This window comes from Arthrobacter sp. 05L45_2 (assembly GCF_056397525.1).
Genome location: NZ_JBFTNO010000060.1, coordinates 1 through 14,609, shown reverse-complemented (window position 1 = coordinate 14,609; position 14,609 = coordinate 1). Strand labels below are relative to the sequence as shown.

The following is a 14,609-nucleotide window of genomic DNA, read 5'->3' as shown; positions in this document are numbered from 1 at the left end:
GGTCCCAGCTCCACCGGCCGGACAGCCCGCTGACGGACGACGGCGCATACGGTGCCGGCAGGTACGGGCTGGTGAACTGGTTGGTGTTGACCGCCGTCACCACCCGGAGCTGTTCCTCCACCGTGGACCCGATTCCCGGGTCGATCCGGCCCGTCCCCGCTTGCCGGCCGGAGTCCCGGTCATCAGGTGACCACGAGTCGCCGTCGAAGCTGTCCACCGTCACCGAACGCAGGTATGGCGCCTGGGATGCGTTCGTGGCGTAGGTGATCCTGCCGTCGCCGGAGGGGTCGCGCAGGCTGTTGCCCAGGCTGATCATCGGGTTCAGGCCGCTCGCCGACCCCCAGGGATTCAGGCGGGATCCCTGCGGGAAGGTGCCCTGGTCGAAGCCCGGGATGACCAGCTGCAGGACCAGCGTCAGGGCAAGGGCCAGGGCCCCGGTGAGGGAGGCACGCTTGAGGGCGCCGGGGATCCGCGCCGTATCCGTCCGGGTCCCGGACACGGGATGGAACCAGTGGCTGCAGGCCAGGATCATGAGGTATCCGACGGCGGCGCCGGCAAAGCCCAGCCACCCCACGCTCTGCGGCTTCACCATCGCCGGGACCACCAGGATGGCCACCAGCCCCAGCCCGCTGGTGGCCGGGAGCGCCAGCGGGAACGCCAGCGCGTCGGTCAGGATCACCACCAGGCCGAGCACACCACAGATCAGGAACACAATGCCGGCGTTGGGCGCCACCGGGGAGCTCTCGGCCAGCACCGTCTCGCTGGCGCGCCGCAGGTACCGCTGAACCTGCTCCATGGTGTCCGCCGACGGAATGACCCCGGCGACGCTGTGCTGGCGGAAGAACGTGAACGTCAAAACGACGGCCAGCGCCGCAAAGCCCCCCGCGGCAACCAGGATGCCCCGCAGCCGCAGGGCCCTGAGGGCGGCCATGGCCAGCGCCACGGTGAAGACGGTGGTGAGCACGGCCGGGATCCAGGCCCAGCCGCGCAGTACGCCGTTGAGCCCCAGTGCGGCCCCCGCGACGGCCACGGCAACGGCCAGTCCCATGGCCCAGGGTTCGGCGCCGGCGCCCTTCATCCGGAACAGGCCGCCGGGGCCGGTGGCGGGCGGTCCGCCGTCGTGCCCGGAGTCTCCCCGGGCCGTCGTGGTGCGCTGCGGTGCCAGGGTCATCGCCGTGCCCCCGCGCCGCGCCGCACGTCGGCGGCTGCCGTCGGTGCCCCCGCCCCGCCCTGGTCGAAGGCGGACCACGCAGCCGGCAGCGGGGTAGCAGCCGTGGCGGACACGGCGCGCCAGCCGCCGCGGCGCAGGATCTCCAGGACCGGCGCCGCGTCCGCAGCCCGGTCCGTCACCAGGAGGGCGAAGGCATTGGCACCGAAGCCGGCGGCGGGCGCGAGGGCGCGCGCCTCGGCCTCCGAGAGGCGGCCCAGGATGGCGAGGACCGGTCCGCGCAGCCGGTGCGCGGACAGCTTGTCCATCAGCCGGTCATCAAAAGGCTGCGGGCCGCCGTCGGTGCCGGGATGCCGCGGCCCGGTGAGCTGGATGGCGGCCAGGCTCTCGGCAATGGACTGCAGTCCGCCGGCGCCGATGTACTCGTCCGTCTCAGGTTCGGGCGCCGACGGCGAATTCAGGAACGCCGGGTCCCCGGCCGGGTCCAGGCAGCGCAGGGCGTAATTGCGCTCCCCAAGGTGGGTGCTGATGGACATGGCGGCCGTGACGGCCCATTCGAAGGCGTCGCTGGTCACAAGTTCGTGGCCGTCGGTGGCGCCGGAGGTGTAGCCGGAGCCCTGGGCGTACGACAGGAACCGGTGGTCAAGGATGATCGTGGCCTCGGGTGTGGTGACGGACTCCTCCTGCCGGACCATCAGGGAGCCGTGGCGGGCCGTGGCCGCCCAGTGCACCCGGCGCATCGGATCGCCGTGCCGGTACTCCCGGGTCATGACGTCGTCATCGCTCGGGTTCGCCCGGATCCGGGTGGCGGTCACGCCGTCGTGGCCCCGCGCGCCGGCCAGGCCGGTGACCGGAAGGTCGACGGCGGCCGGAGTCACCGTGAGCACGTCTCCGGCGTCGATCGCGTGGCGGTGGACGGAAAGCCCGAAGGGGTCGCTGAACTCGGCCGTGACGGGTCCGATGAGGAATTGGCCGCGTTTGCCGCTGCGCAGCTGGTACTCGTAGCGGCTGGTCCCGGCATGCGCCGTCCGGGCCGGGAACCGGAACACCGGAGACTGCCCGAAGCGCGGCGGCAGGTGTTCCTCCATCAGGGCGTACCCGGCCCCGGGACCGGTTCGGGCCACTGCCAGCCGGACCGTGGTGGTGGCGGAGGCCTCCACGGGGGAGGGGTTGAACTCCCGGTAGACCCGGAACCGGGGCTTGAGCACCCGGGTTCCGGCCAGGGACAACAACGGCAGGACCAGCAGCAGCAGGGCCAGCGCCAGGAGGTCACGGCGGCCCATCACCTGCGCCGCCAGCAGGGACCCGACGCCCGCGGCCAGCAGTCCCCAGCCGCGCGAGCTGAAGATGTGCCTCGGGAACCGGTCCAGCAACGCCACGGCCGTGTCAGCCCCTAACGTCCGGCGGGCTGGGCGGACGCCTGGCCGCCGCGGGCGGACCGGGCGGGTGCGCTGGCCGGTTCCTGGCCGACCGGTACCTTTGCCAGGATCGACTGGATGACGCTCTGCGGCGTCTCGCCGGTGCTGGCGGCCTTGCGGTCCAGGATGATCCGGTGGGCCAGCACCGATTCGGCCACACTGACGACGTCGTCGGGCAGCACAAAGTCCCGGCCCTCCAGGGCGGCGGTGGCCTTGGCCGCACGCAGCAGCTGCAGCATGGACCGCGGACTGGCGCCGAGCCGGAGCAGGGGGCTCTCCCGGGTGGCGCGTCCCAGCGCCACCGTGTATTCCTTGATCGAACGGGACACGTAGACCTGCTGCACGGCCGCGATCATGGAAGCCACCTCTGCGGCGCTCACCACAGCCGTCACCCGGGTCAGCGGGGACGTCGCCTGGTGGGTTTCCAGCATTTCCATCTCGGAGTCCCGGTCCGGATAGCCCATCGAGATCCTGGCCATAAAGCGGTCCCGCTGCGCCTCGGGGAGCGGATACGTGCCTTCCATCTCGATCGGGTTCTGGGTGGCCACCACCATAAAGGGCTCGTCCAGTTTGTAGGAGGTCCCGTCCACCGTGACCTGGTGCTCCTCCATGCATTCGAGCAGGGCGGACTGGGTTTTCGCGGAAGCCCGGTTGATCTCGTCGCCGATCACGATATTGGCGAAGACCGCGCCGGGCCGGAACTCGAACATCCGGGAGGCCTGGTTGTAGATGGACACGCCGGTCACATCCGACGGCAGCAGGTCAGGGGTGAACTGGATCCTGCTGACCGAACAGTCGATGGTCCTGGCCAGGGTCTTCGCCAGCAGTGTCTTGCCGACCCCCGGTACGTCTTCCAGCAGCAGGTGTCCCTGGGCCAACAGGACGGTCAGGGCGAGTTTTGCGGCTTCGGCTTTGCCGTCGATCACGGTGTTGATGGCGCGCAGGATGCGCTCGCTGGCCGCGTGGAACGCCGCAGCCTCCATCGGCGCGGTTCCCGACGTGGCCGGGGCGGCAGCCGGCTGGGTCCGGGGCGCAGGGCCGGCAGCGCCGGGTCCCGCCGGGAAGCCTTGCGGATCCGGCATCRCTTCGTCTACGGAGGTGCGTCGGTGGTAGTCCATCGGCAGCCTTTCAGCCCTGGAGCGGCCCGGGCGGAACGGCAGGGAATGCCGGTCCCGCCACTGGTGCACGCCTGTTTTGGTATCAGCGTACTAACACAACTGACAAAGCAGACAGAGAGTTCCGGGTAATTCTCCGGCCGGCCCGAGGCTAGGCTGGATGGATGTGCAATCCGCAGACCCCCGCCCCCTTCCGCGCCACCGGCAGTGACGAAGCCGCCGGCACCGGAAGCGGCCCGACGGGCCGCAAGCCGTACCCGCCGGCGCCGGAACCGCTGCCCGTGCCGGTGATGGACAACCACACGCACCTGAACTTCCCGGACGGCGGGCTGGAGGTCGGTATCAAGGACGCCCTCGACGCCGCCGAGGCAGTGGGCGTCAAAGGGGCTGTGCAGGTGGGCTGCGACCTCGAATCGTCCCGGTTTACGGTCCAGGCCGTGGAGCAGGACAGCCGGCTGCTCGGCGCCGTCGCGCTGCACCCCAACGACGCCCCGGGGTACGCTGCGCGCGGTGAGCTGGAGGAGGCGCTCGCCGAAATCGAGGCCCTGGCGTCCCACCTGCGGATCCGTGCCATCGGCGAGACCGGACTCGACTTCTTCCGCACGGAGGGGGAGGGGCTGGCCCACCAGCGCTACTCGTTCCGCCGTCACATCGACATCGCCAAACGGCTCGACCTGACGCTGCAGATCCACGACCGCGACGCGCACGACGACGTCGTGCAGGTGCTGCGCGAGGAGGGTGCCCCCGAACGCGTCGTCTTCCACTGTTTCTCCGRCGACGAAGAGCTCGCCCGGACCTGCAATGACCGGGGCTGGTACCTGTCTTTCGCCGGCACGGTGACGTTCAAGAACGCGGCCAATTTACGTGCAGCGCTGGCGATCGCCGACCCGGCCCGGATCCTGGTGGAAACCGACGCCCCGTTCCTCACCCCGCACCCGCACCGGGGCCGCCCGAACGCCAGTTACATGATTCCGTACACGGTCCGGGCGATGGCGGAGTTGACAGGCCGTGACCTCTCCGCGCTGTGCGGACAACTGGCCGAAAATACCTTGCAGGCATACGGATCCTGGGACTAAAAACGCCGTCGGCCGTCACTCTGGAAACATACCCGGTATGCATAATTTCTTGGTTGGTTTATAACGCTACGGTTACAGTAGTCAACTATTAGCCGGGGTCGGGGAAGGCCTTCGGATAATTTCACTACCTCAGGGCGCGCATCGTGGCAGAGAATCCACGTGTGCGCTCTCGTTTGGAAGTGTGGCAGTGCCCGCGTTTTCCGCAAATATCCGGACCAGCTCCGGAACTGCCCTTGGGGGTGTTTGCGCCGGGGAAACGCGTGCGCTTTTCCCCGTGCCCGGATGGTCCAAAAGATATGGGCAATCGTGGTCAAGTTCTTCACATCGGACGGCAAAATCAGTTACGTCAAGGTCGGCTCACAGCTGGTGGTGCTAATGGCGCTCGTGCTGGGCCTCGTCGCCTTCGTCGGCAACAACAAGACAGTCACCCTCAACGTCGACGGGCGCGTCAGCTCCGTCCAGACGTTCGGCGGCACCGTCGGCCAGGTGGTCAGCGCCGCCAAGGTCGAGCTGCAGGCCGCCGACAAGGTGTCCCCCTCAACCGATTCGCATGTGCAGGACGGCTCCGTCATCAACGTCAACCTCGCCAAGGCCGTGAAGGTCAGCGTGGACGGCGCGGAGCGCACCATCACCACCACTGCCCCCACCGTGGAAGGCCTCGTCACCGAACTCGGTGTCGCCTCCGCCTCGAAGGTGTCCGTCCCGAAGGACGCCCAGCTGGCCGTCTCCGGTTCGTACGTCAGCATCTCGACGCCGAAGGCCGTGACCCTCGTCGCCGACGGCAAGGCCACCAGGACCACGACGACGGCGGCAACCGTCGGGACCGTCCTCAGCGACGCCGGCCTTAAGCTCGGCGCCAGCGACCGGACCTCCCAGCCGCGCAACGCCCCCGTGGTCAACAACATGGTGGTCAAGGTCTCGCGCGTTGACACGTCCAAGACTGCCTCAACCACCGAAGACGTCCCGTTCGAGACGCTCACAGCGGAGGACTCCGCCATGCCCAAGGGCGAACACAAGGTCGTCCAGGCCGGTGTGGCCGGCAGTATCAGCAAGAACTTCAAACTGGTCCTCGTCGATGGCCGCGTCGCCTCCAAGACCCTGGTGTCCCAGTCCGTGACCCGCGAGCCGGTGACCGAGAAGGTCAGCATCGGCACCAAGGAAGCGCCCAAGGTTGAGGCCGCCGCCAACACCGGCGCCGCAGCCCCGGCCATGATGAACGAAGGCATGTGGGACAAGATCGCGCAGTGCGAGTCCGGCGGCAACTGGTCCATCAACTCCGGCAACGGCTACTACGGCGGACTGCAGTTCGACATCCAGACCTGGCTCGGTTCCGGCGGCGGTTCCTACGCCCCGAACGCCAGCCAGGCCAGCAAGGCCCAGCAGATCGCCGTCGCCAACCGGGTCTACGCACAGCGTGGCCTGAGCCCCTGGGGCTGCGGCTGGGCAGCGTCCAGCTAACCCCCGCCCCGGCCCGCGAGGGCCGCACGGCACCATAAAGACCCGCGCAGGCTGACCACCACCGCGGGGCACCCTCGAGGCCGGTCCCGGATTCCCCGGGACCGGCCTCTGCCGTTCCCGCCGCGGGATAGGATACCTAGGTGACTGAACCGACCCCCGCCGCCCCCGTCGAACCTGCCGGCAGCCTCCCCTCCGGTGCCCCGGCGCCGCTGCTGGGCGCCTCCGACATCCGCCGGCTCGCCGAGGAAATCGGGGTTCGTCCCACCAAGACCCTGGGCCAGAACTTTGTCATTGACGGCAACACCATCCGGCGCATCGTCGCTGCTGCGGACATCGCCCCGGACGAGGCCGTGCTCGAAGTCGGCCCCGGACTCGGTTCTCTGACGCTCGGGCTGCTCGACGCGGCCGCGTCCGTCATCGCCGTCGAAATCGACCCCGTCCTCGCCGCCAAACTCCCCGCCACCGTCGCCGCGTGGCGGCCGGACGCCGTCGAGAACTTCCACCTGGTCCTCTCGGACGCCATGAAGGTGACCGAACTGCCGGTCCAGCCGACGGCGCTTGTTGCGAACCTGCCGTACAACGTGGCCGTGCCCGTGGTGCTGCACCTGCTCCAGCACTTCCCGAGCCTGCGTCACGGCCTGGTGATGGTCCAGGACGAGGTCGCGGACCGCCTCGCGGCCGGCCCTGGCTCCAAAACGTATGGCGTCCCCTCCGTCAAGGCCGCGTGGTACAGCGGGATGCGCAAGGCCGGGGTGATCGGAATGAACGTCTTCTGGCCGGCACCGAAGATCCACTCCGGGCTGGTCGCCTTCACCCGCCGGGAACCGCCGGCCACCACCGCGAGCCGGGAAGAGGTGTTCGCCGTCATCGATGCCGCCTTCGCCCAGCGCCGCAAGACGCTCCGGGCCGCCCTTGCCGGGTGGGCGGGCAGCGCCGCCGAGGCCGAACGCTGCCTGCGTGCCGCCGGCGTCGACCCCACAGCCCGCGGCGAGGTCCTGGACATCACCGCATTCGCGCGCATCGCCGAAGCGCGTACCCAGCCTGCGGCTGAGTAACCGGTGGCTGAGTAGCCGGCCCTGCTTTGAGCCACGGGCCGCCATGCCATAGCGTGGAGCCATGAACGCAGTGAGAGGGCGCTTTKCCGCSAGGACYGTCCGGGTCAAGGCRCCCGGMAARGTSAACGTCTCACTSGATGTSGGRCCGCTRCGCCCSGACGGCTACCACTCGGTGGCCAGCGTCTACCTCGCGGTGTCCCTCTACGAAGAGGTCGCGGCCACCAGCACCGACACCGGCGGGATCACCGTCAGCATCAGCCCGGACAGCACCCTGGACCTCGACGGCGTCGACATCCCGCTGGACGAACGCAACCTGGCCTACAAGGCGGCGTCCATCATGGCTGACGTGTCCGAGCACTCCACCGGCGTGCACCTGGAAATCACCAAACGCGTCCCGGTGGCCGGAGGGATGGGCGGCGGGTCGGCCGACGCCGCGGCCACCCTGCTGGCCTGCGACGCTCTCTGGAACAGCGGACTCTCCCGCGACGAACTCGCGCACCTGGCCGCCGAGCTCGGCGCCGACGTGCCCTTCTCCCTCCTCGGCGGCACCGCCGTCGGCCTCGGCGTCGGCGACGAACTGTCCCCGGCGCTGGTCAAGGCGCAGACCGACTGGGTGCTCGTCACCGCGGACTTCGGGTTGTCCACCCCGGAGGTATTCCGCGCCCTCGACCGGCTCCGTGCCGCCGAAGGGGTGGAAATCGAGGAACCCACGTCGGTGGACCCCCGCGTCCTGGCCGCGCTGCTCAACGGCGATGCCGATGCCCTGAGCCGGGTCCTGGTCAACGACCTGCAGCGGGCCTCGATCGAGCTGGCGCCGGGCCTGCGGGATGTCCTGGGACTGGGGGAGTCCTGCGGCGCGATCGCCGGTCTCGTCTCCGGGTCCGGCCCCACGGTGGCACTGCTGGCCCACAGCCCGGCCGCCGCAGAGGGCCTCGCGGAGGACCTCCGTCATCACGGCCTCGACGCCCAGGCGGTGCACGGGCCGGTGCACGGGGCACGCATCATCTCCGATACGCTCCTTTAGTAGCTTTGACTGTATATACGTCAGGGGTACGGCAGCATAATCGGCCCTTCTAGCCCGATCATTTCCTCTCAGAAAGCAGTTCCCAGTGGCACACCTGCTCGGCGGCGAGAACCTCACGGTCTCGTATGCAACCCGCACCGTCCTCGAYGGCATCACCCTCGGACTCGAAGAGGGCGACCGGATCGGCATGGTGGGCCGCAACGGCGACGGCAAGTCGACCCTCATGCGGCTGCTGGCCATGCGGTCCACCCCGGACTCCGGCCGTGTCACGAAGCGCAGCGAGGTCAACATCGGCTACCTCGACCAGAGCGACGTGCTCGACGGCGACCTGACCGTCGGCTCCGCGATCGTCGGCGACCAGGCCGACTATGAGTGGGCCCGCAACCCGCAGATCCGCGAGGTCATGGGCGGCCTTGTGTCCGACGTCGACTGGCACGCCAACGTCCACGCGCTCTCCGGCGGCCAGAAGCGCCGGGTGGCCCTCGCCAAGCTGCTCATCGAGGACCATGACGTCATCATGCTTGACGAGCCCACCAACCACCTCGACGTCGAAGGCGTGGCCTGGCTCGCCCGGCACCTGAAGACGCGCTGGCGGCCCAACCAGGGTGCATTCCTGGTGGTCACCCACGACCGCTGGTTCCTCGACGAAGTCTGCAACCGGACGTGGGAAATCCACGACGGCATCATGGACCCGTTCGACGGCGGTTACGCCGCCTACGTGCTGGCCCGCGCCGAGCGCGACCGCACGGCCGCCGTCGTCGAAGGCAAGCGCCAGCAGCTGGTCAAGAAGGAACTCGCCTGGCTCCGCCGCGGCGCCCCGGCCCGGACCGCGAAGCCGAAGTTCCGGATCGAGGCTGCCAACGCCCTGATCGCCGACGTCCCCGAACCGCGTGACTCGACGGCCCTGAGCAAAATGGCCACCGCCCGGCTGGGCAAGGACGTCCTGGACCTCGAAAACGTCTCCCTCGACTTCCTGGGCGGCTCCGCCGGGGAGAAGCTCTTCGACAACATCACGCTGCGCCTCGCGCCCGGTGAGCGGCTGGGGCTGGTGGGCGTCAACGGCGCCGGCAAGACCACCCTGCTGAAGCTCCTCAACGGCGAGATCCAGCCCAGCTCCGGACAGGTCAAGCGCGGCAAGACGGTGGTCACCGCTGTCCTCAGCCAGGAGGTCAAGGAGCTCGACGACGTCTCCGACCTGCGGGTCATCGAAGTGATCGAGCGCGAAAAGCGGTCCTTCAACGTCGGCGGCAAGGAGTTCACCGCCGGCCAGCTCGTGGAGCAGCTCGGCTTCACCAACGAGAAGCAGTGGACCCCGGTCAAGGACCTCTCCGGCGGGGAGCGGCGCCGGCTGCAGCTGCTGCGCCTGCTGGTGGGGGAGCCCAACGTCCTGATGCTGGACGAACCGACCAACGACCTCGACACCGACACCCTCGCCGCGGTCGAAGACGTGCTCGACGGCTGGCCGGGGACGCTGGTGGTGGTCAGCCACGACCGGTACCTGCTCGAGCGCGTCACGGACCACCAGATGGCCCTGCTCGGCGACGGCAAGATCCGTGCCTTGCCGCGCGGCGTGGACCAGTACCTGGAACTGCGCGAGGCTGCACTGGCCGGATCCACGATCACCGGCGGCGGCAACCCGGTCACGTCCTCCGGTGGCGGGGCTGGTGGGGCGGCCGGGGTTGCCGCCTCGGGGCCCTCCGAAGCCGAGAAGCGCGACGCCCGCAAGGCCAAGAACAGGATCGACCGACAGCTGGGCAAACTGAAGCAGCAGGAAGACAAGATCCACGCCCAGATGACCGCCGGGGCCGGGGACGCCTCCAAGTTCGACGAACTCGCCGCCCTCAACGCCAAGCTGCAGCAACTCGCCGCGGAACGCGAAGGCCTCGAACTCGAATGGCTCGAAGCCCTGGAGGTCCTCGGCGAGTAGGCCGGGGTCGGGGCTCCGATTGGGGTGGGGGCGCCGTGTCGCGGCCGCGGGGGCGCCGGGCGCGGGGTCGCCGTCGTGACACCCTGAGTGTGAGCTCGGTCGCGGCAGGGCACCTGTGCTGCGGGGGATGGGCATGCCCGTCCTGCGCCTCGAAGGATGGACATGCCCGTCCTTGCCTCTCAGAGCTTCCGGACGTGCCCAATCCTTACCCCGGCGGATGGACATGTCCGTTACCAGCTTCGAAGAATGGACATGCCCGTCCGTGTGCCTCGGGGTCGCCGCGCATGCCCAGTCTTGGCGCCGACGGATGGACATGTCCGTTATTAGCTTCGAAGAATGGACATGCCCGTCCCTGTTCTTCGGGGTGTCCGGACATGCCCACTCTCAGCCCTGGCGGATGGGCATATTAGGTAGATGTCCAATGGCCGAGCCCAGGGATGGGCATGTCCGTCGGGTCGGGCGAAGGATGGGCATGTCGGTCCGAAGTGATTCTGGGCGACGGGGCATGTCCCGTGGTGCAAGCGGCGGATGGTTATGTCCAGTCTGAGGTGCGAAGAATGGGCATGTCCGTTCGGAGGGTTCGGGACCGATGGGCATGTCCGTCTGTCCAGGGCGACGCAGCGCCCCACCCACCGGCGTCCCACCCAACCGGACCCCGCACCAGCCAGCCGCCTACTCCGCCGCGCTGCCGTCCCCGCTCCTGAGTTCCGGCTCTTTTCGCAGGCCGGTCAGGCCGTTCCAGGCGAGATTCACCAGGTGCGCGGCGACCTCGCGCTTGTCAGGGGTCCGGCTGTCCTGCCACCACTGGCCCGTCATGGCGACCATGCCGACCAGCATTTGTGCGTACATCGCACCGTCGGCGGCGCTGAACCCACGCCGGGCGAACTCGTCCGCGAGGATGTACTCGACGCGCGCGGTGACCTGGGAGAGCAGGGTCGAAAACGCGCCCTCGGGCTGCGACGGCGGGGCATCGCGCATCAGGATGCGGAAACCGTCGGTCCGGTCCTCGATGTAGCCCAGCAGTGCCAGGGCGGCCCGTTCGACCAGGACGCGGGGTTTTGCTTCTTCGGCGAGGGCGGCGTTGATGGAGCCGAGCAGGATCCGGAATTCGCGCTCGACCACTTGGGTGTACAGGCCCTCTTTGGACCCGAAGTGTTCGTAGATGACAGGTTTTGAGACCCCGGCCGCGGCGGCGATCTCGTCCAGCGTCGTGCCGTCCAGGCCCCGGAGTGCGAAGAGCCCGCGGCCGACGCCGATTAGCTGGGAGCGCCGTTGGACCCCGGTCATCCTCGGCTTGCGGATTGGTTCAGGTTCCCCGGTGGGCCGGTCGGTACGGTGGTCCGCCCCCCTGGCCGCTCCTGCGCTGTTGCTCACAGCACCATCATGCCCTACCGCCCTGCGGCCCGAGCCGAGCCCGAGCCCGCCACCAACCGGAGCCACCGGCCCACCCCACCCCACCCCACCCCCGCCCCAAAACCCCAAGTCGCACCGGCAACAGCCTTCGTGGCAGAATTGACTCTTGTGCCACAGGCTTACGGCCATGGCATGGTCCGCTCTGGTGTAATGGCAGCACCCCGGCCTTTGGAGCCGTGGAGTATAGGTTCGAGTCCTATGGGCGGAACTGCCGCGGGCGCCGGCGGCCGGGAGGAACCGGTCCCGGCGGGCCGGGGGCGGCGGCAGTCCAGTAGGATGAACGGGACGCCGTGACCGGAAAGTGGTCCGGCGCTGCCGTGCCGAGCCGGCAACAAGCGAGCCGGCAACAAGGTGGACCACCGGGCTGATGTCCAGGGGTCCGCCAGATCCACCGAGCAGCGGCACTGAGTCAGGCCACTGAGCAAGGAGAGCCCGTACGTGAGCCCCGAGAACACCGGCCCAGCCGCCGTCATTGTCCTAGCTGCAGGCGCCGGTACCCGGATGAAGTCCCGTACCCCCAAGATCCTCCACGAAATCGGCGGACGCTCGCTCGTGGGCCACGCCCTCAACGCCGCCCGCGCCATCGACCCGCGTGAACTGGCCATCGTTGTCCGGCACGAACGCGAGCAGGTCGCCTCGCACATCGCCGGAATCGACCCGCAGGCCCTGATCGTTGACCAGGACGACGTTCCCGGCACCGGCCGCGCGGTCGAAGCCGCCCTCGAGGCCCTCGACGCCCGCCAGCCCGACGGCGGCCTGAGCGGCACCGTCGTCGTCACCTATGGCGACGTGCCCCTGTTGACCGGTGCGCTGCTGACCGAACTGGTCGCCGCGCATGAGGCCGCGGGCAACGCCGTCACCGTCCTCACCGCCGTCCTCGACGACGCCACCGGCTACGGCAGAATCCTCCGCGGCGCGGACGGCACCGTCACAGGCATCCGCGAACACAAGGACGCCAGCGACGCCGAACGCCAAATCCGCGAGATCAACTCCGGCATCTACGCGTTCGACGCCGGCGCGCTGCGAGGCGCGCTGGCCCACGTCACCACCGACAACGTCCAGGGCGAGAAATACCTCACCGACGTCCTCTCCCTGGCGCGCGACGCCGGGGGCCGGGTAGCCGCCGTCGTGACCGGTGACCGCTGGCAGGTCGAGGGCGCCAACGACCGGGTTCAGCTCTCCGCCCTCGGCGCGGAACACAACCGGCGCATCGTGGAGGCCTGGATGCGGGCCGGCGTCACCGTCGTCGACCCGGCCACCACCTGGATCGACGCGACTGTGACCCTCGACGAGGACGTCCGGCTGCTCCCCAACACCCAGCTGCACGGCGCCACCACCGTGGCCCGTGACGCCGTCGTGGGCCCGGACAGCACCCTCACCGACGTCCAGATCGGCGAGGGCGCCAAGGTCACGCGCACCCACGGTTCCGGCGCCGTTATTGGCGCCAACGCCAGCGTCGGCCCCTTCACGTACCTGCGCCCCGGCACCCGCCTCGGCGAGACCGGAAAGATCGGCGCGTTCTACGAGACGAAGAACGTCACCATCGGCCGCGGCTCGAAGCTCTCCCACCTCGGCTACGCCGGTGACGCGGAAATCGGCGAGGACACCAACATCGGCTGCGGCAACATCACCGCCAACTACGACGGCGAGAAGAAGCACCGCACGATCATCGGTTCCGGGGTGCGCACCGGGTCCAACACCGTATTTGTGGCCCCGGTCCAGGTGGGCGACGGCGCCTACAGCGGCGCGGGCGCCGTGATCCGCAGCGACGTCCCGGCAGGCGCCCTGGCCGTGTCCCTGGCCAAGCAGCGGAACTCCGAGGGCTGGGTGGTTTCGCACCGTCCGGGCTCCATCTCCGCCGCGCTGGCCGAGGCAGCCGGCACCACCCCAACATCTTCCAGTACTCCGGCATCGACAGAAGAGGGCTAGCAAACATGAGCGAAATTACGGCACACGGGGAGAAGAAGCTGGTGCTCGCCGCCGGGCGGGCACACCCTGAGCTGGCGCGCGAGATCGCCAAGGAGCTGGGCACCGAACTGCTGCCCCTGGACGCCTACGACTTCGCGAACGGCGAGATCTACGTCCGGGCCGGCGAGAGTGTCCGCGGCACCGACGCCTTCGTGATCCAGGCGCACCCGGCCCCGCTGAACAACTGGCTCATGGAACAGCTGATCATGATCGATTCGCTCAAGCGGGCCTCCGCCAAGCGCATCACCGTGGTCTCGCCCTTCTACCCGTACGCCCGCCAGGACAAGAAGGGCCGCGGCCGCGAGCCGATCTCCGCCCGCCTGGTCGCAGACCTGTACAAAACCGCGGGCGCCGACCGGATCATGAGCGTTGACCTGCACACCTCGCAGATCCAGGGCTTCTTCGACGGCCCCGTGGACCACCTGATGGCCATCCCGCTCCTCGCCGACTACATCCGCACCCGCGTCGGTTCGGACAACATCACCGTCGTCTCCCCGGACACCGGCCGTGTCCGCGTTGCCGAACAGTGGGCCGAACGCCTCGGCGGCGCCCCGCTGGCGTTTGTGCACAAGAGCCGGGACCTGACCGTTCCCAACCAGGCCGTCTCCAAGACCGTCGTGGGCCAGATCGAGGGCCGCACCTGCGTGCTGATCGACGACATGATCGACACCGGCGGAACCATCTCCGGCGCCGTCCAGGTGCTCAAGAACGCCGGCGCCAAGGATGTCATCATCGCCGCCACCCACGCAGTGTTCTCCGATCCCGCCTCGCAGCGGCTCGCGGAGTCCGGCGCCCGCGAAGTGGTGGTCACCAACACCCTGCCGATCTCCGCCAACAAGCACTTCCCGCAGCTGACGGTCCTCTCGATCGCGCCGCTGATCGCCCGGGCCATCCGCGAAGTGTTCGACGACGGCTCCGTCACCAGCCTCTTCGACGGCAACGCCTAGCCCCGTGCCGGGCCCCGTTTCGCTAAACGGGGCCCGGCAC

Annotated in this window: 11 protein-coding genes and 1 tRNA gene; 8 read left to right on the top strand and 4 right to left on the bottom strand. The window is 69.2% G+C overall.

Features of this window, described 5'->3' with window-relative positions:
* The 3 genes from AC1DHD_RS06955 to AC1DHD_RS06945 form a co-directional block, all read right to left on the bottom strand.
* On the bottom strand, positions 1-1,171 hold a 1,171-nt coding region (locus AC1DHD_RS06955), incomplete at its 3' end, for a TgpA N-terminal domain-containing protein (RefSeq protein WP_476879011.1).
* Positions 1,168-2,547 (bottom strand): DUF58 domain-containing protein, encoded by a 1,380-nt coding sequence (locus tag AC1DHD_RS06950; protein WP_476879010.1) that lies wholly within the window; start codon positions 2,545-2,547, stop codon positions 1,168-1,170. The genes AC1DHD_RS06950 and AC1DHD_RS06955, both read right to left, overlap by 4 nt.
* Before the next feature lie 14 nt (positions 2,548-2,561).
* Positions 2,562-3,569, bottom strand: coding sequence for an AAA family ATPase (locus tag AC1DHD_RS06945; RefSeq protein ID WP_476879013.1), 1,008 nt, complete (start codon positions 3,567-3,569; stop codon positions 2,562-2,564).
* A gap of 296 nt (positions 3,570-3,865) precedes the next feature.
* Between AC1DHD_RS06945 and AC1DHD_RS06940 the strand changes: the two genes are divergently transcribed.
* From AC1DHD_RS06940 to AC1DHD_RS06920, 5 genes are all read left to right on the top strand, one after another.
* Positions 3,866-4,777 carry a TatD family hydrolase gene (locus AC1DHD_RS06940; protein ID WP_476879009.1) on the top strand — a complete coding sequence of 304 codons (912 nt, stop codon included), beginning with the start codon at positions 3,866-3,868 and terminating at the stop codon, positions 4,775-4,777.
* A gap of 282 nt (positions 4,778-5,059) precedes the next feature.
* Complete coding sequence (locus tag AC1DHD_RS06935) at positions 5,060-6,235, top strand: ubiquitin-like domain-containing protein (protein WP_476879008.1); 1,176 nt, start codon at positions 5,060-5,062, stop codon at positions 6,233-6,235.
* 140 nt (positions 6,236-6,375) lie between these two features.
* Positions 6,376-7,290 carry a 16S rRNA (adenine(1518)-N(6)/adenine(1519)-N(6))-dimethyltransferase RsmA gene (gene rsmA, locus AC1DHD_RS06930; protein ID WP_476879007.1) on the top strand — a complete coding sequence of 305 codons (915 nt, stop codon included), beginning with the start codon at positions 6,376-6,378 and terminating at the stop codon, positions 7,288-7,290.
* 61 nt (positions 7,291-7,351) lie between these two features.
* Positions 7,352-8,314, top strand: a complete 963-nt coding sequence (locus AC1DHD_RS06925) for a 4-(cytidine 5'-diphospho)-2-C-methyl-D-erythritol kinase (protein ID WP_476879006.1) — start codon at positions 7,352-7,354, stop codon at positions 8,312-8,314.
* Between the two features lie 85 nt (positions 8,315-8,399).
* The gene (locus tag AC1DHD_RS06920) at positions 8,400-10,241 is read left to right on the top strand and encodes an ABC-F family ATP-binding cassette domain-containing protein (protein WP_476879005.1); all 1,842 of its coding nucleotides are present in this window, start codon (positions 8,400-8,402) and stop codon (positions 10,239-10,241) included.
* 672 nt (positions 10,242-10,913) lie between these two features.
* Here the strand turns inward: AC1DHD_RS06920 and AC1DHD_RS06915 are convergent.
* Complete coding sequence (locus AC1DHD_RS06915; RefSeq protein WP_476879012.1) at positions 10,914-11,528, bottom strand: TetR/AcrR family transcriptional regulator; 615 nt, start codon at positions 11,526-11,528, stop codon at positions 10,914-10,916.
* A gap of 262 nt (positions 11,529-11,790) precedes the next feature.
* On the opposite strand from AC1DHD_RS06915, the gene AC1DHD_RS06910 reads away from it, so the two are divergent.
* From AC1DHD_RS06910 to AC1DHD_RS06900, 3 genes are all read left to right on the top strand, one after another.
* Positions 11,791-11,862 (top strand) — tRNA-Gln (locus tag AC1DHD_RS06910).
* Positions 11,863-12,092: 230 nt separating this feature from the next.
* A complete protein-coding gene (gene glmU, locus AC1DHD_RS06905; protein WP_476879004.1) occupies positions 12,093-13,583 on the top strand; it encodes a bifunctional UDP-N-acetylglucosamine diphosphorylase/glucosamine-1-phosphate N-acetyltransferase GlmU in 1,491 nt (496 codons plus the stop codon).
* Between the two features lie 5 nt (positions 13,584-13,588).
* Positions 13,589-14,569 carry a ribose-phosphate diphosphokinase gene (locus tag AC1DHD_RS06900; protein WP_138769945.1) on the top strand — a complete coding sequence of 327 codons (981 nt, stop codon included), beginning with the start codon at positions 13,589-13,591 and terminating at the stop codon, positions 14,567-14,569.
* Positions 14,570-14,609: the final 40 nt, after the last annotated feature.

Coding starts and splice junctions, on each gene's coding strand:
- AC1DHD_RS06945 (WP_476879013.1), bottom strand. CDS start 3,569: ATGGAGGCTGCGGCGTTCCACGCGGCCAGCGAGCGCATCCTGCGCGCC.
- AC1DHD_RS06935 (WP_476879008.1), top strand. CDS start 5,060: ATGGTCCAAAAGATATGGGCAATCGTGGTCAAGTTCTTCACATCGGAC.
- AC1DHD_RS06915 (WP_476879012.1), bottom strand. CDS start 11,528: ATGACCGGGGTCCAACGGCGCTCCCAGCTAATCGGCGTCGGCCGCGGG.
- AC1DHD_RS06900 (WP_138769945.1), top strand. CDS start 13,589: ATGAGCGAAATTACGGCACACGGGGAGAAGAAGCTGGTGCTCGCCGCC.